At 69.8% G+C, this 24,034-nt stretch carries 24 protein-coding genes; 6 read left to right on the plus strand and 18 right to left on the minus strand.

The window, feature by feature from the left end; all coding sequences use genetic code 11:
- Window positions 1–105 precede the first annotated feature (105 nt).
- Together ABT342_RS00965 and ABT342_RS00970 are read right to left on the minus strand one after the other, a co-directional pair.
- On the minus strand, window positions 106–1,167 hold the full coding sequence (locus ABT342_RS00965; protein ID WP_351565015.1) for an aminoglycoside phosphotransferase family protein: 1,062 nt from the start codon (window positions 1,165–1,167) through the stop codon (window positions 106–108).
- Window positions 1,164–2,294, minus strand: a complete 1,131-nt coding sequence (locus tag ABT342_RS00970; protein WP_351565018.1) for a hypothetical protein — start codon at window positions 2,292–2,294, stop codon at window positions 1,164–1,166. Before ABT342_RS00970 ends, ABT342_RS00965 begins: the two co-directional genes overlap by 4 nt.
- 116 nt (window positions 2,295–2,410) lie before the next feature.
- Between ABT342_RS00970 and ABT342_RS00975 the strand changes: the two genes are divergently transcribed.
- Window positions 2,411–2,812, plus strand: a complete 402-nt coding sequence (locus ABT342_RS00975; RefSeq protein WP_351565021.1) for a phage holin family protein — start codon at window positions 2,411–2,413, stop codon at window positions 2,810–2,812.
- 16 nt (window positions 2,813–2,828) lie between these two features.
- Here the strand turns inward: ABT342_RS00975 and ABT342_RS00980 are convergent, their stop codons facing one another.
- From ABT342_RS00980 to ABT342_RS01055, 16 genes are all read right to left on the minus strand, one after another.
- Window positions 2,829–3,542, minus strand: coding sequence for a hypothetical protein (locus tag ABT342_RS00980; protein ID WP_351565024.1), 714 nt, complete (start codon window positions 3,540–3,542; stop codon window positions 2,829–2,831).
- A gap of 28 nt (window positions 3,543–3,570) precedes the next feature.
- Window positions 3,571–6,123: a hypothetical protein gene (locus tag ABT342_RS00985; RefSeq protein WP_351565027.1), complete on the minus strand. Its 2,553-nt coding sequence runs from the start codon at window positions 6,121–6,123 to the stop codon at window positions 3,571–3,573.
- Window positions 6,124–6,253: 130 nt separating this feature from the next.
- A complete protein-coding gene (locus tag ABT342_RS00990; protein WP_351565030.1) occupies window positions 6,254–6,874 on the minus strand; it encodes an OmpA family protein in 621 nt (206 codons plus the stop codon).
- Between the two features lie 4 nt (window positions 6,875–6,878).
- Window positions 6,879–7,466 carry a hypothetical protein gene (locus ABT342_RS00995; protein WP_351565033.1) on the minus strand — a complete coding sequence of 196 codons (588 nt, stop codon included), beginning with the start codon at window positions 7,464–7,466 and terminating at the stop codon, window positions 6,879–6,881.
- Window positions 7,467–7,505: 39 nt separating this feature from the next.
- Window positions 7,506–8,144, minus strand: a complete 639-nt coding sequence (locus ABT342_RS01000; protein ID WP_351565036.1) for a pilus assembly protein TadG-related protein — start codon at window positions 8,142–8,144, stop codon at window positions 7,506–7,508.
- 8 nt (window positions 8,145–8,152) lie between these two features.
- The gene (locus ABT342_RS01005; protein WP_351565039.1) at window positions 8,153–8,353 is read right to left on the minus strand and encodes a hypothetical protein; all 201 of its coding nucleotides are present in this window, start codon (window positions 8,351–8,353) and stop codon (window positions 8,153–8,155) included.
- A gap of 233 nt (window positions 8,354–8,586) precedes the next feature.
- Window positions 8,587–9,723 carry a response regulator gene (locus ABT342_RS01010; protein ID WP_351565042.1) on the minus strand — a complete coding sequence of 379 codons (1,137 nt, stop codon included), beginning with the start codon at window positions 9,721–9,723 and terminating at the stop codon, window positions 8,587–8,589.
- Window positions 9,724–9,767: 44 nt separating this feature from the next.
- Entirely contained in the window at window positions 9,768–11,120 is a 1,353-nt protein-coding gene (locus tag ABT342_RS01015) for a sensor histidine kinase (RefSeq protein ID WP_502965435.1), read from the minus strand.
- A gap of 39 nt (window positions 11,121–11,159) precedes the next feature.
- Entirely contained in the window at window positions 11,160–12,035 is an 876-nt protein-coding gene (locus ABT342_RS01020) for a DUF5936 domain-containing protein (RefSeq protein ID WP_351565044.1), read from the minus strand.
- 16 nt (window positions 12,036–12,051) lie between these two features.
- Entirely contained in the window at window positions 12,052–12,987 is a 936-nt protein-coding gene (locus ABT342_RS01025) for a type II secretion system F family protein (protein WP_351565047.1), read from the minus strand.
- A 17-nt stretch (window positions 12,988–13,004) separates the two neighbouring features.
- Window positions 13,005–14,342 (minus strand): TadA family conjugal transfer-associated ATPase, encoded by a 1,338-nt coding sequence (locus tag ABT342_RS01030; protein ID WP_351565050.1) that lies wholly within the window; start codon window positions 14,340–14,342, stop codon window positions 13,005–13,007.
- A 44-nt stretch (window positions 14,343–14,386) separates the two neighbouring features.
- Window positions 14,387–14,758: a TadE family protein gene (locus tag ABT342_RS01035; protein ID WP_351565051.1), complete on the minus strand. Its 372-nt coding sequence runs from the start codon at window positions 14,756–14,758 to the stop codon at window positions 14,387–14,389.
- A gap of 3 nt (window positions 14,759–14,761) precedes the next feature.
- Entirely contained in the window at window positions 14,762–15,178 is a 417-nt protein-coding gene (locus ABT342_RS01040) for a TadE/TadG family type IV pilus assembly protein (protein WP_351565054.1), read from the minus strand.
- Window positions 15,175–16,458 carry a CpaE/TadZ family protein gene (locus ABT342_RS01045; protein ID WP_351565056.1) on the minus strand — a complete coding sequence of 428 codons (1,284 nt, stop codon included), beginning with the start codon at window positions 16,456–16,458 and terminating at the stop codon, window positions 15,175–15,177. Before ABT342_RS01045 ends, ABT342_RS01040 begins: the two co-directional genes overlap by 4 nt.
- Before the next feature lie 7 nt (window positions 16,459–16,465).
- Window positions 16,466–17,179 (minus strand): Flp pilus assembly protein CpaB, encoded by a 714-nt coding sequence (cpaB, locus tag ABT342_RS01050; protein WP_351565058.1) that lies wholly within the window; start codon window positions 17,177–17,179, stop codon window positions 16,466–16,468.
- Between the two features lie 120 nt (window positions 17,180–17,299).
- Window positions 17,300–18,184 carry a hypothetical protein gene (locus ABT342_RS01055; RefSeq protein WP_351565060.1) on the minus strand — a complete coding sequence of 295 codons (885 nt, stop codon included), beginning with the start codon at window positions 18,182–18,184 and terminating at the stop codon, window positions 17,300–17,302.
- Window positions 18,185–18,518: 334 nt separating this feature from the next.
- Between ABT342_RS01055 and ABT342_RS01060 the strand changes: the two genes are divergently transcribed.
- The 5 genes from ABT342_RS01060 (at window position 18,519) to ABT342_RS01080 (ending at window position 24,029) form a co-directional block, all read left to right on the plus strand.
- Window positions 18,519–20,084 carry a hypothetical protein gene (locus tag ABT342_RS01060; protein WP_351565063.1) on the plus strand — a complete coding sequence of 522 codons (1,566 nt, stop codon included), beginning with the start codon at window positions 18,519–18,521 and terminating at the stop codon, window positions 20,082–20,084.
- Window positions 20,085–20,109: 25 nt separating this feature from the next.
- Window positions 20,110–20,667 carry a hypothetical protein gene (locus ABT342_RS01065; protein WP_351565066.1) on the plus strand — a complete coding sequence of 186 codons (558 nt, stop codon included), beginning with the start codon at window positions 20,110–20,112 and terminating at the stop codon, window positions 20,665–20,667.
- Between the two features lie 12 nt (window positions 20,668–20,679).
- On the plus strand, window positions 20,680–21,102 hold the full coding sequence (locus tag ABT342_RS01070; RefSeq protein ID WP_351565069.1) for a DUF3592 domain-containing protein: 423 nt from the start codon (window positions 20,680–20,682) through the stop codon (window positions 21,100–21,102).
- Between the two features lie 34 nt (window positions 21,103–21,136).
- Window positions 21,137–21,583, plus strand: a complete 447-nt coding sequence (locus tag ABT342_RS01075; RefSeq protein ID WP_351565072.1) for a hypothetical protein — start codon at window positions 21,137–21,139, stop codon at window positions 21,581–21,583.
- Between the two features lie 229 nt (window positions 21,584–21,812).
- On the plus strand, window positions 21,813–24,029 hold the full coding sequence (locus tag ABT342_RS01080) for an MMPL family transporter (protein ID WP_351565075.1): 2,217 nt from the start codon (window positions 21,813–21,815) through the stop codon (window positions 24,027–24,029).
- Window positions 24,030–24,034: the final 5 nt, after the last annotated feature.

Here is a 24,034-nt window from a genome sequence, read left to right on the forward strand (position 1 = left end):
GGGCTCGGGCTCGGGCTCGGGCTTGGGCTCGGGGGCCTCTGAGGCTTGAGGCTTGGACGTGGGCTCGGGCTCGGGCTCGGGGGCCTCTGAGGCCTTGCGGCCCTCTCACTCCTCCCGCGTGTCGGACGCCGGGACCGGCCCGAGGCCCGGCCAGCGGTCGAGCATGCGCCGCCGCATGTCCGCGCAGAGCCGCCCGAAGCTCTCCAGCACGCCGTCGGCTCCGCCGTCGCCCGTCATTTCCGCGACCACGCCGAGCCGGTGCGAAAGGCGCTGGCGGGCCGACGCCGTGCCCCAGGTCCAGTCCGTGCCGGTGAGCCGGGCGAGCTGGTCGGCCCTCCCCCGGTGCGCCCGCTGGACCAGGGTGTCGCCCCGGATCAGCCAGCCCGCGCAGGCGTCCGCCGGATCACCCGCCACCTCCGTGCCCGTGACCTCGCGCCAGACGCGGTGGTACGCGTCCTCCGCACGGGCCAGGACCGGTTCCGGCGTGGCGGTGACGCACCAGCAGGTGGGGAATCCGATGCGTACGTAGGCCAGTTCCATGAGGCCGTTGCCGAGGCTCGCCTGCTCGAAGTCGACGAACCTGACGCCGCCGTCCGGGGTGTGCAGATCGTTGCCGGGGCACGGGTCGCCGTGCAGCAGGGCCGGCCGGTCCACGGCCCGTGCCAGCCGCCGGACGAGCCGGGCGAGTTCGTCCTCCGCGCCCGGCGGTACGGCGGCGCCGAGCGTACGGGCGAGCCTCAGGAATGCCTCGATGTCGCCCTCGCCGGGACCGGCCCAGGCGGGCAGGTCCGGATGATCGCCATCGGGGGCGGCGGCCGTGTGGAGCCGGGCCAGTGTCTCCGCGTACGCGACGACCCACCCCTCGGCGGGCCGCCGGTGCTCGACGTGTTCCAGGACCAGGACCCGCCCGGCCGGGTCCGTGCCGAGCAGCCGTGGCACCACCGGCGGATCGAGGCGCCCGGCCAGCCGCAGCGCCGCGACCTCGCGTACGTACCTCTCGTCGGCGCCGTCACCCGCCGCCAGCTGCTTGACCACCGCCGGACCGCCGTCCAGCTCGACGCGCCACACGTGCGAACGCGGGCTGCTGGCGAGCGCGCGGGCCCGCCGGGGTGTGCCCAGTTCACCGCGGAGCCGTTCGCCGAACGGTAACTTCCTGATGCTGCTCACGGCGGCCCCGATCCCAGGAGTGTGAACGCACCGTACGCCCCCGAGGCGACGGCGAGCAGCGCCACGATGGACACGGCCCACCGCGGGCGGATCCTGGCCAGTGCCGCCGCGGGCGGCAGCAGCAGCGGGAAGGCGGGCATGATCAGCCGGGGCCGGGACCCGAAGTACGCGGCCCCGATCAGCGAGATGACGACGATGCCGATCCCGTACACGAGGACGGGCAGCGGCTGGCGCTGCTTCACGCACAGCCACACCAGCCAGGCCAGCAGCCCGAGCGCGGCGATCAGGCCGACCCCGGCGAGCGGGTGCGGGCCGGTGAGCTGCGCGCCGACGAAGCGGGCGAGGGCCACGCCGCCGTCGATGTTGTTGCCCCAGGCCGCCTGGACCTCGAAGTAGGCGGTGGGGCTGCCTTCCCGGACGGCGACGAAGACGACGTAACCGAGCCAGCCCAGCGGCGCGAGCAGCACGCCCACGGCCATCCGCCACGTCAGGCCTCCGCGCACCGCGTTGACGATCGCGGTGATGCCGAGCGCCGCGACGAGCGCCGCCGCCGACGGCCGGGTCAGCCCGGCGAGCACGCACAGGGCACCCGCCACGATCCACCGGCCGGTCAGCACCGCGTACAGCGACCAGGCGGCGAAGGCGGTGAACAGCGTCTCCGTGTACGCCATCGACTGCACGAACGCGGTCGGATACACGCCCCAGAGCACCGCCAGCAGGATCCCGGCCCGGCGGCCCGCGACGTGCGTGCCGACGGCGTAGATCCCCCACGCGGCCGCGAACGCGGCGAGCCAGGCGACCACCAGCCCCGCGGTGGCGGCGTCCAGACCCGGCACGAGTTCCGAAGCGCCGCGCTCCAGCGCGGGCAGGAGCGGGAAGAAGGCCAGGTCGGAGTGGACGCTGCCGTCGGGGAGCGTCGCCTCGTGGCCGTATCCGTGCTCCGCGATCCGGGCGTACCAGACCGCGTCCCAGCGCCCCTTGAGCCGGTGCGGCGCGTCCTTTCCCTGGGCGGCGGCGACGGCCCAGAGGATCGCCATCCCGGTCAGGCGTACGGCCGCGTATCCGAGGAGCGCGGGGGCGGCCGCCGGGAGTGCGCGTGGCGGGGCGGGCGGGGGCTTCGGGGGCATGCGCTCGATTATGTCCCGTGCGTGTCCCCGTCCCCCGTCCCTCGCCCCCGTCACGGCTCAAGCACAGGGCCTCGAACCCCTGTGCGCGCGGACGACTCGATGCCATGATCGCGGTCATGGACAAGGCGAAGAGATTGTGTGGAACCTATGCAGGCGTGGCGCTCGCCGCGGCCCTGCTTCCGGGCATCTCCGTGCGGGGCGAAGCCCCGCAAGTAATGGCCGTGGTCATCGGCGGCGCCATATTCGTGATCCTCAACCAGCTGATCTACAGCTACCCGCACGACATCAGGCGTGCGCCCGCGCTGATGCTCCTGATCCTCGGTGCGATCGGAGTCGTCCAGGACACCCTTGTCTGGCTGGTCGTCTCCTGGGCCGGCGGAAAGCTGGGCGGCGGACTCCACGTCGACGGTTTCGTGGCGGCGCTGCTGGGTGGTCTGATCGTCCGTGCCGTGGTGTTGCTCGCGCTCGCCACCACGACCGCCAAGGAGCGGCAGTCCGCGAGTGACGCCTCGTCCTAGCGCCACCGCCGGAAGGTCACCGGGGCCCGGCCCCACGAGGGCCGCTTCGAGGCTCCTGCGCGAGCATCCCCAGGGCCGTCTCCGCGTCCTCCCAGCTCGCCGGGCCCGGCTTCGCCGACAGCCGCTCCAGCGCGGCGACCGATTCACCCGTACCGATCGACCCGAGCAGCTCGATCGCCATGTCCGAGCCGATGCCCGCCACGACACAGCGCTCGGCCATGTCCACCGCCCACCCGGCGAACCGTCGCGGCTCCGGATCCAGCGCCAGCCAGCGGAACACCGAATCGGCGATGTCGTCGCGGGTACGCCGGATCAGGTCGAGCATGACGGCCTCGACGTGCGACAGCGCCCGCTCCTGAAGGACGTACAGCCCGCCTCGTTCCCGCTTCTCCCGTACGAGCAGATCGACACCGCTCCAGGTCACCGCCCCGGTACGGGGCATGCGCGCCCAGACCTCCCGCTCCAGCTCCTCCCACGCGTGCAGGAGCAGGCCGGGAGCGGGGGGCTCGGGCACGTGCGGCGCGAGTGCGGGGTCGTCGAGGAGCACGGTCAGTACGTGCTGGGCATCGGCGAGCCGCTCCGGCGTCCGCTCCGACCGCTCGATCCCGGACCAGGGGCCGTCCCAGGGAACGGGCAGGGAGCGGAGGGATGCCGGCAGGACGTAGTCGCCTTCGCCCCGCCAGCGCTCCACACCGGGGTCCCATGTCTCCTCGTCGTCCAGCTCGCTCACCGCTCGCCCCGCTTCGCTTCGCTCGGCCTCACTCGACACCCAGATACTGCTTCGCGCTCTGCGGATCCTTCATCTTCGACCAGTCCATGGTCCCGTTCTTGGAGCGCGTGTTGATCTCAGCTTGCATCCTCTGCATCTGACTCGCGGTGAGGCGGTGGCCGCCGATCTTCGCGTCCACACCGTTCCTCGCCATCTCACCCGCGGCCGTACGCGCGTCCTTCTTGGGCTTGAACTCGCTGAAGATGCTGGTCCAGCGGTCGGTGGTCTCGATCTCGACGGTGGCCTTGCGCCCCGGCTGCTGCGCCTCCCACCTCTTCATCCGCTCGACCTGCCTGGCGAACTCGGGCTTGCGCGTGGCGGACCCGGCGTTCTTGACCTCCTTCACATGGATCGTGCCGTCCTTCGCCTTGTAGACGACATCGGCGTCGGGGATGTCCCCGAGATCGACCTTCTCGCCGTTGCCCAGGTCGGCCTGCTTACGGTTCATTTCCAGACCGACTCCGGCATCCACCTGCGTCCCCGGTGCGGCATCGTCGGCCGCGCGCTGGACGGCGTGCACCTCGGCCCGTGCCTCGTCGAGCTTGTCGGCGTCCTTGGCGTTGACGACCTTGCCTTCGAGGGCGCCCGACGCCTGCTTGTTCACGTTGTTCCGGCCCGCGAGGTCCGCGATGTCGTCCAGGGCCTCCGCGGCCTGCTTCTTGCTGATCTGCTTGTTCGTCGGATTGTCCACGGCCCGGTCCACCAGCCCGTCGATCTGGTCGTCCGGAACGGACGAACCACTCTTGCGCAGCGCCGCCTTCGCCGCCTCGGCCTGCGCGTCGAGGGCCTCCTGCTGGGCCTTGCGCGCCGTCTCGGCGGCGTCTCCGTCGGGCGGGCACATCTTGGCCAGGGCCACGACGACCCGCGGCGGAGCTCCGGCGGCCAGCACTCCCGTTCCCGACCCGGCGACCCCGTGGATCGCGTGGACGTCACGGCCGCCGGCGCCTGTCTTCGGGCCGTACGGGACCGGGCGACCGCCCATCGCGATCGTGCAGCCGGCCTCCCTGGCCTTCTCGGCGGCCTCGTCGGCGTGCTGCTGCGCCTCGTCCGCCGCCCGCTTCGCGCCGTCGACGTCGCCCTTCTTCGCCGCCTCACGGGCCGCCTTGGCCGCGTCGGCGGCCTTGTCGGCGAGGCCGCCGAGTTTCCCGAGCTTGCCCAGCTTTCCGAGCTTGCCGATGATCTTCGCCTCGCCGTAACCGGGGATGAAGACCGATCCGATGTTCCACAGGACCGTGCCGACCGCCTGGCCGTAGTCGCCCTTCTTCCACATGTCGGCGACCTCGTCGCCGATGAAGACGTCGTAGAGGACGGTCCCGCCCACGCCGAGGGAGGCCCCGCCCCAGTCCCAGATGGCACCGAGGTAGTCGCCCTTGGCCCACTTGTCGGCGGCGCCCGCGGAGTCCTTGAGCCACTGGTCACCCAGGCTCTTGCCGTAGTCCATCAGGCCGTTCCAGGACTCGACGGGGCTGGTGATCACATCGAAGATTCCGGTGAGGTCACTACCGATGCCGTCGACGACCACGCCTTCGAAGAACCCGCCGACCTGGTCGGCGGCGCAGGAGAAGAACGCGCCGAAGCCGGACGTGCAGCTCTCGCCACCGTCCTGCTCGTCGCCGCCGTCTTCCCCGTCTTCCCCGCCTTCCCCGCCTTCCCCGTCCTCGCCACCGTCGTTGTCGTTGCCCTCGTCGCCGGCTTCGTCGTTGCCCTCGTCGTTGCCGGGGGCTTCCTCGTCGCGCGTGCCCGTTCCGCCGGTCTCGCCCTCGCCGTCGGGGTCGGCGTCGTTGCCGGTTCCGCCGCTGTCCGCGTCGCCTCCGGTGTCCGTACCGTCACCGGCTTCGACCTCCGTACCGTCGTCGCCGCCGTCCCCGCCGGTCCCACCGCAGCTCGTGCCGATGGCCTCGCAGATCTTCGCGCTGACCGACCGCCCGACCTCCGTCGTGTATCCGGCCGTCACCAGACCCGCGATGACGGCGCTCACGATCAGGAGCAGGCCGATGTACTCCACCGACGTCTGCGCCTCGTCCCGCCGCCACCGGATCATCCGCGCGACGCTGAACGCGCGACGCTCCTCCCGCTCCGACTCCTCCAGGTGGAACCACTCGCGCGACGCCCCTCGGCACAGCAGCACGATCGCCAGGACGGGCAACACCAGCTGGGTCACGCCACGGCCGCTGCCGTCGCTCAGCGACCCGAAGGCGCCGAGCACGAGCCAGACCTGGACGGCGAGCAGCCCTCGCCACACCCACACCCCGCCGAACCACGCCCACCGCGCCAGAACCAGCCCGGCGACTCCCGGCAGGGCACCGTAGATCAGCAGCCCGAGAAGCTCGCCGTCCACCACACCCGCGGAGGCCGCGGCTATCAGCAACCCGACCCCGCCCAGGGCGGTGAACGCGAACAACGCGTAGAGCACCCCGAGTGCGGCCCGCAACGCCCTCGGCATCGGCTGTCTGCCCGCTCCGGGCATCGGCGGCAGCGCGCCCGTGCCGCCAGCCGCCCCCAGGCCGCCAACTCCCGCGATTCCGCCACCCGTTACAGCCATAATTCGGACACTAGGGCTTCATTGCGCGGGCGTCATGGGCCCCAGGGCCCAAAAGCAAGCGGGGACTCCGGACAGCGAGAGGCCGGGCCACAAAGGAGCTGTGGCCCGGCCTCCCGGTGTCGTCGCTGCGTCAGTTCGCACCGCGCGGGAAGGAGACCTCCACGCGACGGTTCTTCTTGCGGCCCTCTTCCTCGGCGTTGTCGGCGATCGGGTACTGCTCGCCGTAGCCCCGGACCTCGAAGGTGATGCCGGAGGAGCCGAGCTCCTTCACCAGCACGCTGTGGACCGCGTCGGCCCGCTGCTTGGAGAGCACATCTCCGTGTGCCGACGAGCCGAGGTTGTCCGTGAAGCCGAAGACCCGCACCCTCTTGGCGCTCTGCTTCTTGATCTCTTCGGCGATCGTCTTGATCCGGGAGTTCGCAAGCGGGCTGAGCTTCGCGCTGTCCTTGCCGAAGAGGACTTCGGCCTGCAGGTTGAACTTGACGTTGGAGTTGGAGTCCTCGCGCTGTTCGTTGCCACCCTCATCGCCCACGACCGTCTTGATCTCAAGCACCTTGGGGGGTGCGAGCGTGGCACCGTCCACCATCTTCAGATCGGGATCGTTGACGTCGACCTTCTCTGTCGCGACGGACGTCGCGGAAGGATAAGGGCTGTCGTCCGCCAGAGCCGACGGGCCGACTGCCAGGGTCAGTACCAGGGCCCCCGTGCTCACCAGAGTGAGACGGCGGCGCGTGAGCATTGCGGTCGCCATCAGGTCACTCACCCGCAAGCTTGAGGGTGGTGGCGGCAAACGTCGGCAGGAGGAAGTCCACCTCCGTGGTGCTGGCCGGCGGGGCGGGGAACTGCATGAACACCGGGGTCTGGGTGTTTGCCTTCAGGGTGCCGATGCCCGTGCTCGCCAATGGCCTGTTCTCGGTGTCGCGGAGAATGTAGTAGCGCTTCTTCTCGCCCTTGTCGACGAGGGTCGCGCCACCGAGCGAGCTGCCCCCGGCACCCCTGATGATCTCGACCTCGGGTCCGGACCACACACTGGTCCGGGAGTAGCTCTGCGTGCCGCTGTTCTTGAGCACGCCCTTCACGGTCAAGAACCCGCCGGAGTCCCGCTCCACCGCAGTGATGTCAAGAGTGACCGATTCCGGGCCCTGGATCGTGGCGATCACGCTCTCGGACTCCTGCGGCGTGGCGTTGCTCCCCTTGCCCTTGTCGGTCGGCGACTGCGACTGCCCGTTCGACGATTCGTTCGACTTGGGGTCATCGCCACCACACGCCGTCAGGCCCAGGGCAAGTGCGACCACCGCGGTGGCGGCCGCCGCCGCCCGCCAGGTCAGCGAGTTCTTCCGCATGCTCATCTCCACTACTGATGGGTTAATTGGTTCGCTCGGTCAGTCGTCGGCATCAACAAGTCGGACCCTGAAAAGATCCGCCGCTTCGGGGAAGAAGTCGAGCTTCTCCAAGTCGATGGGCGTGCCGTCGCAGGTCAACGTGCCCGGGAACACCGGCTTGTCGTTCCCCGCGCCCTCGTCGGGGTCCTCGCCGTCCTCCGGCTTGGGAGCGGCTTTGAAGGAGCATCGGGGCTCGATGACGGCCCGAGCCCGCGCCGTGCCCTTCTTGTTCTCGGTCCCGGGGACCACCGATTCGCCAACGGACCCGAGGGTCTCCACCTCGACGGTGAATCCCCATCGGGAGCCGAAGTACGGATCGCAGGCGGTCACCTTGGAGTCGTTCTCCTTGGCGAACCGGTCGGCGGCCGTGAAGCACCGCCCGGCCCCGAACCCCCGGCCCTCGACCAGGTCCTCCCAGTCGGTCGGATTCAGGACGGACCCGAGAAGAGCACCCCTGAGCTGATCACGAGCATCCTGGGCTGCTGCCAGCGCGGCGGCGTCGGCGGCACCCTGAGCGTCATTGCGTTTGTCCGCGGCCTTGCCGACCACGAAGTACGCAAACGCGAGGAAGAGCAGGCTCGCCACCACCGTGATGTAGATGGGGAAAGCCTGCCCTGCCTCGCGGAGCTTCGGATTCACTGCCCCGATCAGCCGCCGATGCCCTCGACCGCCTCGCGGATCTTGTCGCCGATCGTGGTACCGATGTCCGTCATACCGGCCACCACAGCGATGATCGCGATGACCGCGATCAGCATGCCGATGTACTCGACGGCCGTCTGCCCCTTGTCGCTCTTCACGTTGAAGCGGGCCTGCAGGTACGCGACGGTGGTGTTCTTCCAGTTGCTCATGGTGTTCCCCTCCGGGTCCGGCCGGCCGCTCACCGGCCGGTTCGTAAGTCTCTGTGGTGTCGTCCGCGGCTCCGGCTTCCTCCTGGCCGGTGCCCCTTTCGACACGAGAAACGTACGCCGGATCGGGGGTCCCGGAAGAGGGCCCCAGGGCCCATTCCAAGGCCCAAAGCCGAGTTTGGGCCCCCCAGTTGGCGGTGTGGGCCCGGTGGCCCACACGCGACGCCTCCCCCCGCTCACGCATGGCCGCCCGGCCCCCTTCGGTCGTCGCCACCGGGTCCGCCGTGGCTTCCGTGGCCGCGTGCCGTGCCCAGCCAGACGGCGATGGCCTCGCTCCGACTGGCGCTGTGCAGCTTGGCGAAGATGCGGTTGATGTGGTTCTTGACGGTCTTCTCGCTGATGAAGCAGGTGGCGGCGATCTGCTGATTGGTCATGCCGGCCGCGATCAGGTCCATCACCTCCACCTCCCTCGAACTCAGACCGAACTCTTCCTTCGACCGTGCCGGGTGCGGGCCGGGGTCCCGCCGCACTCCCACAGACTGTGACACATTCGATTGCACATGCGAAGTAGCCGTCTGCGTCTGCAACCTATTCGAGACATAAGAGCCGCTCTGGGAGCCGGTGTTGGCCATCTGCGACTGTTCCGTCTGCGGATATCCACCGTGTGCAGTTGCAGCATCCGGCTGGGCGGGCACGGTTCGGCCCGCCCCCGCACCGCCGCCCGTGAAGGCCTGCCCCAGTCCCTCCGGCAGCGGCTGCGGCCCGCCCGGCGCCGCCCCGCCCCGCATATGGGCCAGCAGCGCGTTCGCCGCCGAGGCCGTGAAGTGGGCGCGGCCCTCCCTGATGTCCCGCACGGCGCCCACGAGCTGGTCGGCCGTGAACTCGCCGTGCACCAGGTAGCCGCCCGCGCCCAGGCGCAGGGCCTCCTGCACGATCTCGCTCTCGCGGCTGTAGGTCAGCATCATCACCGGTGCGATGCGCACGAGGTGCGGCAGCGCGGAGATGCCGTCGACTCCGGGCATGCGGACGTCCAGGAGCACGACGTCCGGCCGGTGCTGCTGGGCGGCCTCGTAGGCCTGGCGGCCGTCCGCCGCCTCCGCGACGACGGTGATGTCGTCACGGCCGGAGAGCAGGACCTGAAGGCCTGCCCGTACGACGGGGTTGTCGTCCGCGACGACGACCCGCAGGGGGGTCGGCGCGGCCGGGGTGGGGAGGGCTGGGAAGCCTCCGGATGCCGCTGCCTGTGGGGGGAGCGGAACGCTCGCGGGGGTGTGCTCGGAGCGGATCGGTGTGCTGTGCGACGACGTGTGCTGGGACACGTGGGACGAGGGCGCGTGCTGCTGCCCTGAGGTGTAGGAGATGTCGTCCGGCATGGGTGCGGCCTCCTCTCGGGTGTAGGGGGACGAACAGTGATGGATCAACTGGCGAGCGGTGGGGCGTACTGGGCCTGCTGCCCGAACGGCAGCAGGGCGTTGACGGGGATCTCCAGACGTACTTCGGTGCCACGGGTCGCGCGTCCTCTCCCGATACGGATCCGGGCGCCGATGCCCGCCGCGCGCTCGACCATGCCGACCAGCCCGAAATGGCCGGCCCGCTTCAGCTCGTCGAGCGTCGTGCCGGGCGGCAGCCCGGGGCCGTCGTCGTACACGCTGATACGGAGCGCTCCCTCCACCACGCCCACCGCGACGTCCACATAGCTCGGGTGGGCATGCCGGTGGGCGTTCTCCATGGCCTCGGAGGCGATGGTCAGCAGCTGGCGGGCGACAGCGTGCGGGACCTCGGGGACCTGGCCGTCCCCGAGCAGCCGCCAGGCGGCCCGCAGGCCGGTCCGTCTGGCGAAGTCATCGGTGCGGGCGCCCAGTTCCTTGACGACGTCGACACCCGTGGATCCCAGCTCGTTCTGCCGCCGCAGGTCGGAGAGCAGCTCACGCGATTCCGCCGCCGCCCGGCGGGCGGACCTGGCGACGATCTCCGCCTGATGCCGGACGGTCAGCGGGTCCATGCGGTCGGCCGACGACGCGAGGCCGTCCGCCGCCATGGCGACGCCGTGCAGGGTCTTGGCCACCGAGTCGTGCATTTCGCGGGCCAGGCGGGCCCGTTCGTCCTCGACGGCCTCGGTCACGGCGAGCCGGGAGCTCACCTCGCTCAGTGCCTGGGTCGCCGTACCGAAGCGGAGCATCATGTTGCGCAGGGCGACCCCCACCGCGCCGACGATCGCGCAGAGCCCGGCCAGCAGGCCGGAGTCCGCGAACGACCCGTCCACCGCCTTGTTGCCGATGTACGCGGCAACCGTGACCAGGATCGTGAGCGAGGCGAAGATCCCCGCGCCGCGCCAGCCGTAGACCAGGCCCGCGAGCAGCGGCGTACAGATCGTGACGTACGCGAGCGGGCTCGCCGGGGTGGCGGTGAGCAGCAGCAGCGCTCCGAAGAGCGCGTCGACGCCCAGCAGTGGCGGGTGCTTGAGCAGGAGCGGCCCGAAGCGCTCCCAGTCGCGGAAGAGCAGGTACGAGCCCATGAAGGTGACCAGGATGGCCAGGCCCACCAGCAGGGTGGGCCAGCCCGGTGCCGTGCGGGTCAGCGCGAAGGGCGTGGCGAGGCCGATCATGGCCAGCCGGAAGCCGAAGACCTGGCGGCACATGGCCTGGAGCGCGCTCAGCTGGATCTTGAGCGCGGGTTCCGCGTCCGCTTCGGCCCCCGGCACGCCCACTCCGCCGACGAGCTGTCCGCCGTTCATGAGCGCGGACGGGCCGTGCACGGGCTGGAGCGCCATGGTGTTTCCCCTCCTTCACTGCTCGTCCGGTCCATCCGGTCAGCCCCCGATGCTCAGGCCGGAGCCGAGGAACATGCCCACGCCGATCAGCAGGATCGTGGCGGGGACCATGAGCATCGTGACGATGCCGGTGGCCTTGGGTACGGCTTTGGACGCCTGGCGCCGGGCGTTCTGGGCGTCCGTACGGCGCATGTCGTTGGCGATGGCGATCAGCGTGTCGACGATCGGGGCACCCAGCTCCTCGCCCTGCTGGAGGGCGGTGACGAACTGGGCGACCTGGTCGGACGAGTTGCGCTTGCGGAGTTGTTCGAAGGCGTCCCGCCGGCTGACGCCCATGTCCATCTGGCGCAGGGTGATGCGGAGCTCGTCGGCCCAGGGGCCCTGGTACTTCTCGGACACGCGGTCGAGGGCCTGCCGGAAGCCGAGACCGGCGGAGACGACGACGGCGAGGACGTCGAGGAAGTCGGGCAGCGTGCGCTCGATGGCCGCCTTGCGTTCCCGCATCGCGGACCAGATGCCCAGTTCGATCCACCAGATACCGAAGGCGAGGAACATGACGGCCAGGATCGGGCTTCCGTTGGTCAGCATGGCCAGGGCGCCCAGCCCGCCGATGAAGCCGTAGACGGCCCGCCTGGCCGCGTAGCGGTCCACGGTCAGACCGCCGGGGTTTCCGGCCATGTCGAGCTTCACGCGGAGCTTGTTGACCTGCTTGGGGCCCATCATGCGCAGCACGGCGGGGGCGAAGCGCATGCCCATGCGGTCGAGGCCGGAGCCGACCGCGCTGGTGCGGGTGGAGCCGACTTCGAGGGCGAGGGCGAGGTCGGACGGGAGTTTGGCGTCGGCGCGGTAGAGCCGCACGCCGTAGAAGATCCCGACGATGCACAGCCCTGCGACGAGTGCGAGGAGCAGTCCCATGGCGTCTCCTCCTCCCTCAGACTTCGATCTTGGCGAGACGGCGGACGAGGAAGAAGCCGAGGCCGTAGAGCCCGAGCGACATGAGGACGACGGCCTGTCCGAGGCCGGAGGCCGTTATCTTGTCGAGCGCGCCCGGCCACATGTTGTCCATGAACATCAGCATCAGCAGGCCCATGGCCGGAACGATGTAGGCGGTGGCGGTGACCTGGGACAGCTGCGTACGCACCTCACGCCGGGTCTCCTTGCGCTCCTCCAACGTGATGGTGAGGTTGCGCAGGGAGCTGACGATCGTTCCGCCGGAGCGGTTGGAGAGGACCAGGGTGGTCACGAGGACGACCAGCTCGCGGGAGGGCAGCCGCTCGGCGAGGGCGCCGAGGGCGTCGTCGATGGACTGGCCGACCGCGAGGGCGTTGGCGACCTTTCCCAGTTCCTCGCCGGCCGGTTCCTCCAGCTCCTCGGCGGCCATCGCGAGGGCCATCCGCAGGGCGAGCCCGGCCTGGGTGGCGTTGGCGAGGATGCGGGAGAGTTCGGGGAGCTGGTTGATGAACCGCTCGATGCGCTTCTGCCGCTGCCAGTTGAGGAACGCGAAGGCCGCCCACAGGGCGATGGCGGCGGCGATGGGGCCGAAGAAGGCGGCCAGCAGGGAGCTGGCCACCAGCCAGAACCCGGCCACGGCCGCGAGCATGTAGACGAAGAACTCACCCGGGGTGAGGTCCAGGCCGGTGGCCGCCAGCCTGTTCTCGATCTTCTTGCCGACGCCGGTCCGCTTCAGCCTGCGGTCCACGCCGGTGAAGCGGCGCCGCCGCCCGAGCGGGATCTGCTGGGTGGAGGACAGGCGGTGCACGAGGGCTTCGCGCTGCGCCTTGCCCGATGCGTACGTGTGGACTCCCGCGGTCGCGAGCACGCAGAAGAGCAGCGTGGCACCGATCGTCAGCTGAGCGAGGTTATCCATTCCTGGCTTCCTACTGGCTACTTGGCTTCACGGGTGGCGAGCTGATCGTCGGACTGTGCGACACCGAAGGCCTGGGGGATGGGCTGGCTGGCCATGTACAGGCGGTCGGCGATGCGGCGCGGGAGCGGGTAGTACTCGAAGTGGCCGTGGATCTTTCCGTCGGCGGCCATGGGCTGGGCGTGGAACTTGCAGACCGTGATGATCTTGAAGGCCTCCCGGCCGTGGGAGGCGAGGATCGCGATCTCGGTGATCTTGCGGGAGCCGTCGGCGTGCCGGGTGAGCTGGACGATGACGTCGAGCGCGCTGTTGATCTGGTCCTGGAGCGCGGCGAAGGGGACCTCCACCTCGGACATCGAGGCGAGGGTCTGCAGACGCATCAGCGCGTCCTCGGCGTTGTTGGCGTGGACGGTGGCGAGCGACCCGTCGTGACCGGTCGACATCGCCTGGAGCATGTCGAGCGTCTCGCCGCCACGGACCTCACCCACGATGATGCGGTCGGGCCGCATACGCAGGGAGTTGCGGACGAGGTCGCGGATGGTGACCTGGCCGTTGCCCTCGACGTTCGGCGGGCGGGTCTCCAGCCGGATCACATGGGACTGCTGGAGCTGGAGCTCGGCGGAGTCCTCGATGGTGATGATGCGCTCGCCCTCGGGGATCAGTCCGGAGAGCGCGTTGAGCAGCGTGGTCTTTCCGGTGCCGGTGGCGCCCGAGACGATGACGTTCATCTTGGCCTGGACGAGGCCGGAGAGCAGATAGAGCATGTGCTCGTCCAGCGAGCCCAGACCGATCATCTCCCGCAGGGTGTAGGCCCGGGGGAAGCGCCGGATGGTGAGGGTCGCGCCGGTCAGCGACAGCGGCGGGATGATCACGTTGACGCGCTCGCCGCTGGGGAGGCGGGCGTCGACCATGGGGTTCGCCTCGTCCACCCGGCGGTTGACCGTGGAGACGATGCGCTCGATGGTCTGCATCAGCTGGTCGTTGGAGGCGAAGCGCATGGGCAGCAGCTCCACCCGGCCGCCGCGCTCCACGAAGATCTGGTCGGGTCCGTTGACCATGATCTCGGAGACGGACGCGTCTTCGAGGAGCGGTTCGAGGATGCCGAGACCGAGAGCTTCGTCGACGACCCGGCGAATGAGCTGGGCGCGCTCGACGGTGGAGAGCACGGGACCCTCGCGGCTGATGATGTGGCCCAGCACGCGCTCCAGGCGCACGCGGCGCTCGGCGGCCGCCAGTGCCGACATCTCGGCGAGGTCGATCTCCTGGAGGAGCTTGGCCCGGTAGGTGGCGACGAGGTGGCCGTCCTCACGGCTCCCGCCGTTCTCCTCGGGCGCGCCCCTGCGCTCCAGAAGACTCATTCGTCAGCTCCTTGACTGTGCTGGGTGGTTCGTCAGCCGGTGGGTCAGTCGCGGGGGAAGGTGGCCGAGCGTTCGATAGGGTCGAACTCGAAGAGGCCCGGGATGAGTGACGGGATCTCCACGGTCGCGGTCGCCCGCGCCTCGTCGGAGAAGGCGCCGCTCACGGTGATGTCGGTGCCGTCCTGGAACATGTCGTCCACGGCCGCCCGGCCCCCGGCGACCGGGTCGCCCGCGTTGTCGTGGGACTCGATCCGGGCCGCGGCGCGGGCGGCGGTGCCCGCCTGCTGGACCGCGTACGCGGCGATGCCGAGCTGGATCACGGCGTAGCAGACGATCATCAGGATCGGCAGGAAGCCGATGAACTCGACCGCCGTCTGCCCGCGGTCCTTTCGGCGCGTGATGGCCAGGGAAGACATCGCTCAGCCCTCCTCCGGCGAACTGGCTTCGCCGGGCACCGTGAACGGAAAGTCGATGAATCCCGGGAAGAGCACCGGTACGGCGAGCTTGACCTTGGCCTGGACCTGCCCGGCGCCGTCGGGTGTGCAGTTGATGTAGGTCAGGGTGAACGAGCGGTCCGCCAGCCCTTCCCTGGCGCCCTCGTCGCACTGGGCCTGGCGATCCTGGTAGTCGTGCCGGACCGCCGCGGTGTGCGCCGCCTCGTCGGCGACGTTCCCCGCGAGCGTGTACGCGTACCCGAACAGGACCGCCTGCCACAGCACCACGCACGTGCCCAGGATGATCGGCAGCATGCCCACGAACTCGACCGCCGTCTGGCCCCGGTCGCGGCCGCGGTGGCGCCTGCCGGGTCGGAGTAACGCGAGCCGTTCTGTACTCATCCCCCTGTCCCCCTCTTCCCGTCTCTCGATGTGTCGCCGCGCGACCGGCGGCCGAAGGCGAGTGACCCCCGGTCGTTCGCGGACTTCCCGCCCTTGCCTTCGTTCTCCGCGGACTTGACGAGGCCGAGCTCGCCCGCCAGGGCCCACAGCGCCTGCTTGACCGTGCTCTTGGACTCCAGGTCCTGCATACGGCCCGCGTCGACCGCTCCCTGGAGTTCCTTGAAGTTCGCCGGGACGGCGACACGCGCCACCCGGGTGCCGGTGATCCGTTCGACCAGCGGCGGCTGGATCTCGGTGGTGCGGTTGTAGCGGTTGACGAGCGTGACGGTCTCCTCCGCCTTGCGGATCTGGAGCCGGTCCCAGAGGCGGACCATGCGTTTGGCTCCGCGTACGGCCACGACGTCGGGGGTGGTGACGAGCACCGCCGCGTCGGCCATCTCGACGGCGGTCGCGTTGGCGGCGTTCATCTGGGCGCCGCAGTCGATGACGACGACCTGGTAGCGCTGGCGCAGGGCGCTGACGATCTGGCGGGCGACGCGGTCGGTGACCTCTTCGCCGCGCTCGCCCTCGCCGGGTGCCAGGAGCAGGCCGAGACCGGTCTGGTGGTTGAAGACCGCGTCCTGGAGGACGCGGGGGGAGATGTCCTGGATGTCGGCGAGGTCCACGATGGAGCGGCGGAACTGCACGTCCAGGTAGGAGGCGACGTCGCCGGCCTGGAGGTCCATGTCGACGAGTGCCGTGTTCTGCCCGGAGGCGCGGGCCGCCAGGGCGAGCTGGACGGCGACGAGGGTCGCGCCCACGCCGCCCTTGCTTCCGGCCACGGCGACGACGGTGCCGCCGGGGCCGGTGAAGACGTCGTTGCCCTGGCCGAGGTGGCGGCGTACGCCCACGGACCAGGCGGCGGCCGCCTGGACGCGGGTGACGAGCTCCTCGTAGCTGAGCGGGAGACCTATCAGGCCCCGCGCCCCGGAGTCCATGGCGGCCGAGAACAGCCCGGGGCTGGCATCGGCGGTGATGAGTACGACGCCCACCGCCGGAAAGCGGAGGGCCACCTCCCTGATCACTTCGAGTGCCGGTACCGGCCCGATCCGCTCATGGACCAGGACGACCTCCGGCAGCTCGTCGATCGACTCCCCGGCCAGCCTGGCCAGGGTGTCGAGGAGCGTGGTCGAGTCACCGACGGGGCTGGCCGGCTCCGCGTCGGGGAGCTGGCTCAGCAGGGTGGTGATGGACCGCGCGGCGTCGGCGTCGCCGACGGCCGGGAGGATGCGTGTCGTCATTCAGCCCTCACTTGTTCTTGTCTTCGTCGAGGGTGTACGTGCCGTCGCCAGGACCGAGGGTGATCGGGTTGCCCTTGCCGAGCAGGGCCAGTCGCACGTGCTCGGCGAACGACTCGGCGTAGGCGAGCCGTTGTGCGTCCTTCGTGTTCAGCGCGAACGTGATGGGAACGGCTTTGGCGGGCTGGGCGGCGCGGTCGTCGCCGCGCGGTTCCAGGGCCGTGAGCTTGCCGACGTCGATCACCTTGGCGTTGGCCACGATGATCCGCGACTGGTCCTTCTCCCCCTCGTTCTTGCCGGGGAAGGTGGCGAAGATGTTGACCAGCGCTCCCGGGAAGATCTTGCCCGCGACTCCGGTGGCGGCGTCGATCATGATCGCGATTTCCTGCTCGTCATTGCCGAGGGCCGGCTTCTTGATGAACATGTCGTCCTGGAGCAGGGACCCCTTCTTGAGCTGGGTCACCGCGATCTTTCCGTCGACCACCGCGAGGTCGGTGACCGCGTTTTTCGAGAGCCACCTCTTGGGTACCTTGATCTTTTCGAACTGTTTCGCGTCCAGCGCCGTATAAGGGGCTACATCGGCCTTGAACTGGTACGCCTCGACCTCCGGCCCGACCTTCGAGTTCACGTCGCTGATGACGGACAGGACGCCGGCGAACACGCCGAAGGCGCAGAGAACCGACAGGAGCAGAAGGATGACGCCGCGACGCTGACGTGAATTCATGGGCGGGAGAACCTCGTTCAGGAGCGTGGACGGAGTGGACAGGGATCAGAACTGTGCACGTGTCGAGCTGCGAGGACCGGGTCCGGGAGATGCGCCTACCGGGGCGCTTCCCGTCGTCGGCTATGAGCCTTGGTGTGTGGAAGCCCCCTGATTGAGGACACCGGAGGCGTGGGATTGGTTCTCGGGCGGTGCCAGCGGCGCCGAGCAGAACCCGCAGCGATCACCGATGAGTTCGATTCCGCACCAGGAGCAGACCTCTCGCCGAACGGACGAAACCAGCTGGTAGACCACGGAGATGTCCGGCAGGAAGGCAGCGAACTCGATCATCTTCGCCGTGCCCCACCACTTCGGGGACTCGGCCGGCAGCGCCGACTCCTGCAGACCCTGTACCCGCCACCCCGGCGCGAGAGTCGCGGTCACCCAGTCCGTCTGCAACTGCCCCTTCGCGACCATCAGTTGAGTGCCGAACTCGGGGCCGGTCAGTTCACCGGCACCGGGGCCGATCTTGATCAGCTGGGGGGTGGGGGTGGCGAGGACACCGAACTGCGAGCCGGGCACCCACGACTTGGCGTGGGACTTGAGGCTCACCGGCACCCGGTCCAGCTTGGTGACCGAGTTCAGCACCGCGCCCGCGTAGATGTAGTGCGAGAGCAGTCGCGCCGCGGAGGCGACGATGCCGGCGCCGAAGTCGCAGATGGACAGCTGCCGCAACTGGCGGACCAGGACGGCGACTCCGAGCGGCGGCAGGTCCAGTTTGAGGAGGGCGATGCGTTCGCTCTCCAGGACGGACCTGATCGTGTGGAGTCTGCGCTCGTGGGCGGGCGCGAGGGAAGCGGGGTAGAGCGCGATGACGTAACCGTGCTGCTCCAGCAGCACGGACATGTCGGCGAGCGCCGCGTCGAGCGGCTGGTCGCCGGGCGCGTGCAGCAGTGCGGCGGGCGGTGTTTGTTGGTCCGTCGGTGGTAACACCAGGTCAGCGCTGGTGACGGCGATTGCGGTCGGCACAGGTTCCCCGTTCGGCTCCGGCCTTCGGCGTCCCGATGGCCGCAGTTCCCTCCTGCATCAATGCTTCTGGTGGCAGCACCTTATCCACGTCCTCCGGGGCAGAGAACACCTTTCAGGTCCCAGTAAGGCAACCCGCACGCAATGCTCACCACCGAATTGCGGGAAACCCCGAGGTGATCAAAGGATTCAGCAAGATCGATTCCGATCTTCCGCATCGGACCCAATCCTTCGTCTGGGCCCGGAATGGGGTCCCAGGACCCACGCCCGCTCATCCGTTCGCTGCGTAATCTCCCGTTCCGGTCAGGGGAAGCAACACCGTCTCAGGGGGCGTCGGATGGATCAGGAAGGGCGGATACCGCCCGCTCACAGACCCGGCGGACAGCGCCGCGGTCACCGCTTCGACGATCGCGGCGTCACCGGCACCGAGTACATCGGCATGCTCGTGGTCGCCATCGCGATCATCGGCGCGGTCAGCGTCACGGGCGTCGGCCAGGTGATCGGCGACAAGATCCGGTGTGTGATCACCGGAGGCGCCTGCGGATCCGGTGACGGCACCACGAACCAGGCCCGCCCCCGCACCGACGCCGACTACGAGCCGCCGCTCTGTCAGATCTCCTCGATCAGCGACAAGGTCGGCGCCAAGGGGAAGTTCCTGTTCATCGAGTGGGGCGAGGAGTACGGCTTCCAGCAGCAGGTCTTCCAGGCCAAGACCGACATCAACAAGGACGGCAAGGTCGACGAGAACGACCAGCAGGTCTTCATGACCTTCACCGACGCCGCGTCGATCGCCGCCAAGAAGGACTGGAAGCCGGGCGCCAAGGTCGGCAAGTTCGGGTCCGACACGGTCGAGCTGGGAGCCGGGATCAAGGTGACCAACGGGGACACCTGGGTGTTCGACAGCGAGGCGGACGCCAAGGCCTTCCGGGACGACATCGAGAAGCTCAAGACGTACGAGCTGGCCAACCGGCACTCCAACGCCCACGGCGGCGGGCTCGGCAACAGCCTCCTCTACCTCTTCGGGAAGGGGCCCATGGCCGAGGAGGAGAAGCTGCGCAACCGCATCGAGGAGAAGCTCGGCAACCGGCACATCAGCTACGGCAAGGTCGCCATCGAGACGAGCGCCTCGGCCGGTCTCAAGCTGTCCGCCGGGGACGAGAAGAAGCTGAGCGCGACGCTCGGCGGCAACTTCAAGTTCTCGCCCGAGGCGACCTGGACCGACAACAACTACAAGGGCACCAAGGCGTACACGTACAGCGCGTCGATCGAGTACGGCACCAAGGTGGGGTACGAGGCCGGGCCGGTCAGCGGGGAGTCGTCCGCGAACACCACCCAGACCGGCACCATCACCGTCACCCACGACAAGAAGACGGGCGAGCTGCTGCGGATCGACATGACCCGCACGGTCGAGAAGGGCGCCACCAAGGACGGGGCCAAGGTCGGCGGCGACAACGGCAAGGAGGACGACGACAAGCGCGGCGGCAGCGGCGGCGTGAAGGGCGGCGAGCACGAGACCGGGATCGAGGTCATCACCAACTCCGTGGTGATCCCGCCGGGCGCCGAGGGAGCCAAGCAGCGCGCGATCGCGCAGGAGTGGCTGGACGGCAACGGGAAGTACGGGATGCCGTTCACCTACATGTTCGACGACCACGCCCCGACGAAGCGGCCGGGGAACGATGACAAGTTCGGGCAGCTGCTCTTCGACGAGGGCCTGTCGAGCCGGACGACGTACACGGGCCAGACCGAGGCGGCGGAGTACGGCTTCGAACTGAACCTGGGTCTCAGCCTCGGCTTCTCGGTCTCGACCGAGAAGAAGGAGGAGATGCTCAACGAAGCGGAGTTCCTCGGGGCGCCGCGCGGAGACAGCCGCAGCTATGTGCCGTACAGCTACTGTGCGAACTGATCCCGGGGACAGGAGCACACACGCCATGAGGAGTACGAAGACGAACGGCTGGCTGGTCGCGGGCGTCGCCGCGCTGCTGGCCGCGGTCGCCACCGGCTGCGGGTCGGGGCAGGAGACCGGTGCCGTGCCCGAGGGCTGGGGCACGCTGAAGACGGCGTCCGTCACCGTCGCCCGCCCGCCCTCCTTCACGGAGCAGAGCGACACCGAGCGCAGCAAGCACAACGCGGCGGCGGCCACGCTCAGCGAGGGCGGCAAGCCGGTCGGCATGATCACCGTCCAGCTGGACTTCACCGAGGCCGATTCGGCGGAGGAGGCGGCGATCGGTGCCGAGGCCGGTATCGCGCTCGGCTCCACGCTGAAGGGCCAGAAGGAGATCCAGGTCGTGGGCCCGGACGGCCGGCAGGAGGCCCGCCGGATCGACTTCGAGTTCACGGAGAAGGGGGACCGGGTGGCGGGAGTGATCGTCGCGGGTCTGGACGCGCGGAAGAAGGCGTACGCGGTGCGGATCGACGCCGTGGAGGGCCGGCTCGACGACGGCGATCTGAAGAAGATCGTCGAGTCGGTGACGGTCCTCAAGGGATAGGGGGCGGCCGGCATGGACGTTCCGGGCGGCGAGTACCTCTTCTTCGGCGGCATGATCACGCTCTTCGGATGGCTGACGGGCAAGTACGCGCGCCGCCTGTTCATCGTGCTGCGCTCGGTGCGGCACGGCGAACGCGCGGAGGGCGAATGCGTGCGGATAGAGACCGAGCGGGGCGAAAACAACGACGCGCACCGGCACTTCTTCGTCTTCCGTACCCGTGAGGGGCGGGAGGTCGAGTTCGAGGACCTGGCCGGCTGGTCCATGCGGACCGGTACGCGGGTGATGGTGGCGTACGACCCCGCCTCCCCCGAGCGCACCGCGACCATCGCCGGGCGCGGCAGCTGGTCGCCGGTCCTGCAGTGCGTGGTGCTGGTGGCCGGGTGCGGGATGGCGACCGCCGGGCTCGCGGCGGTGTTCCTCTTCACAGTGACCTGACAGAACGTTCGATGGTGATCGGAGGCGAGTGGCGATGACGAGGTACGGCTACCCGGGGGCGTCCGCCCGGCGGGACGAGGGGCGCGGGGCGGCGGTGTTCGCGCTCGTCCGCGCCTGGGCGGCCGGCATCGTCGTCCTGCTGTTCACCGAATACGTGCAGGCCACGGTGGTGTTCGACTATCTGGCGACAGATTCGAGACTCTCGTCGTTCAGCGGACGGCTGCTTCTGATTCACCTGCCGAACGCACTCTGTGTCGGACTGGCGGTGTGGGCCGCGGGGCGCGTGCACCGGGACCCGTTCCGGCGCTCCCTGCCGGGGCACCTGGCGGCGACGCTCGTCGTACCGCTGGCCGCGCAGCTGCTGAACCTGGCGCTGCAGTGGGAGAGGCTGGCGGCGGAGGGGCTGCTGATGTCGAACGCGGTGCTGGCGGTCGGATGCGTCGCGGGGTACGCGGCGGACCGCTTGCAGGAGGACAACTGAAACAGACGCACGGGGGGCCTCTGCGGCCTCCGGCGTGAAAGATCCACTGAGCGACGGGGGTGTTCAGTGGTCAAGGGGCCCGGTCCGGGAACGGACCGGGCCTCCCCGTTTCCCCGTGTCCGCCGTTTCCTCGTGTCCACCGTGTCCACCGTGTCCACCGACCGGTGGACACGAGGTTCCACCGGTCGAGCCTGTCGGCGCACATACCGCTGCGACCAGCATGAACGTCATGAAGAACCTCACTGTACGTACGGCAAGTTGGAGCGCCCGGCACCCGTGGCGCGCGATCGTCGGATGGTTCGTCTTCGTCGTCCTGTGCCTCGGTGCCGGGATCGCCGTCGGCGGCAACCCCGCCACGAGCGAGGACTTCCGGGTCGGCGAGGCCGGCCGGGGGGAGGCCATGGCGGCCGAAGGCGGGCTGCAGCAGCGGCCCCTGGAGCGGGTGCTGATCTCCGCCGGGCCCGGCGCGGGCAAGCTGGACCGGGCCGCGGGCGACGCCGCCGCGCGGGACATCAGCGGGCGGATGAAGGCGCTGCCCGAAGTCCTCTCGGTGGGCGCGCCGGTGTGGTCGGCCGACGGGACCGCGGTCCGGGTCGACGTGACCATGAAGGGCCCCGAGCTCGACGGCAAGAAGCACGTCGATCCGCTGCTCGCGCAGACCGCCGAAGTTCAGGCCGACCACCCGGAGCTGCGGGTGGAGGAGGTCGGCAGCCCCTCCATCGGCAAGGGCGTCGACAAGCTCCGCGGCGACGACCTCTCGCGGACGGAGATGATCGCGCTGCCCGTCACGCTGATCACCCTGCTGTTCGTCTTCCGCTCGTTCGCGATGGCCACCGTGCCGCTGCTGCTGGCGCTCACCTCGATCGTCGCGGCCGTGGGCCTGTCGATGCTGGCCTCGCACGCCTTCCCGGACGCCGGGGTCGGCACCAACGTCATCCTGCTGATCGGCCTGGCGGTCGGTGTCGACTACACCCTCTTCTACCTCAAGCGGGAACGGGAGGAACGCGCCCGCTCCGGCGGCCGCCTCACCCCGCAGACCGTCGTGGAGATCGCCGCGGCCACCTCCGGACGGGCCGTCGTCCTCTCCGGACTCGCCGTCGCCGTCTCCAGCGCGACGCTGTACCTCGCGGACGACGTCATCTTCTCCTCGATCGCCACCGGCGCGATCGTCGTCACCCTGGTCGCCGTGGTCAGCTCGCTGACCGTGCTGCCCGCGCTGCTGGCCAAGCTCGGCGAGCGGGCGGAACGCAGGGCGGCACGCAAGGCCGCGCGGAAGGCCGAGCGCACGGGCCGGTTCAGCCGCTCCGCGGAGCCGAAGCAGCCGAAGGCCGGGCGCATCACCGGCGCCATCCTCCGCGCCACCAGCAAGCGCCCCGCCGCCACCCTCACCGTCGCGGTCCTCGCCATGCTCGCCCTGTCCGCCCCGCTCCTCGGCCTCAACCTGACCGACATGGGCCGCGAGACCCACTCCCGCGCCATCCCCGCCATGCAGGTGTACGACCGGCTCAACCAGGCCTTCCCCGAGCTGAAGTCCATGCATCAGGTCGTCGTACGCGCCGACGCCGACCGCGCGGACGAGGTGGCCGGCGCGCTGCGCGAGCTCGGCGAGCGCGCGAAGAACGACCCGGCGCTCGCGGGCACGGCCCAGCTGCGCACCTCCCCGGACGGGCGGATCAGCCTGCTGGAGCTGGCCGTACCGCACTACGTGAGCGCGGACATCGCCCAGGAGTCGCTGGAGCGGCTGCGCACGGAGTACCTGCCGGAGACGGTCGGCAAGCTGGCCGGCGCCGAGAGCGCGGTGACCGGGGACGTCGCCCGCTACGCCGACTACCCCACGCACCAGAAGCAGAAGCTGCCGCTGATCATCGGTGCGCTGCTGCTGGTCACGTTCGCCATGACGGTGTGGGCGTTCCGTTCCGTGGTGCTCGGCCTGGTCGGTGTGGCCCTCAACCTGCTCTCGGCCGCCGCCTCGCTCGGGCTGCTGGTGCTGGTCTTCCAGAACAGCTGGGCCGAGGGGCTGCTGGACTTCACCTCCACCGGCTCGATCGGCTCCCGGGTGCCCCTGTTCCTGTTCGTGATCCTGTTCGGCCTGTCGATGGACTACCAGGTCTTCGTCATCAGCCGGATCAGGGAGGCCGCCCTGAGCGGAGTGCCCACCCGCAAGGCCGTCCTGGACGGGATCGGCAGCTCGGCCGGCGTCGTGACCAGTGCCGCCTTCGTGATGGTGACGGTGTTCGCGAGCTTCGCCGCCCTGCATCTGATCGAGATGAAGCAGATCGGTTTCAGCCTGGCGGTGGCCGTGCTGCTGGACGCCTTCGTCATCCGGATCGTGATCCTGCCCGCGCTCATGCTGCTGCTCGGCACCGCGAGCTGGTGGCCGTCGCGGGGGATGGGCCGGGCACAGCGCGAGGTCCCGGTGGCCCGCCGGCCCGTAAACGTAGGCTGACCGGC

The sequence above is a fragment of the Streptomyces sp. NPDC000410 genome, from assembly GCF_040300305.1.
Taxonomy (GTDB): Bacteria; Actinomycetota; Actinomycetes; order Streptomycetales; family Streptomycetaceae; genus Streptomyces.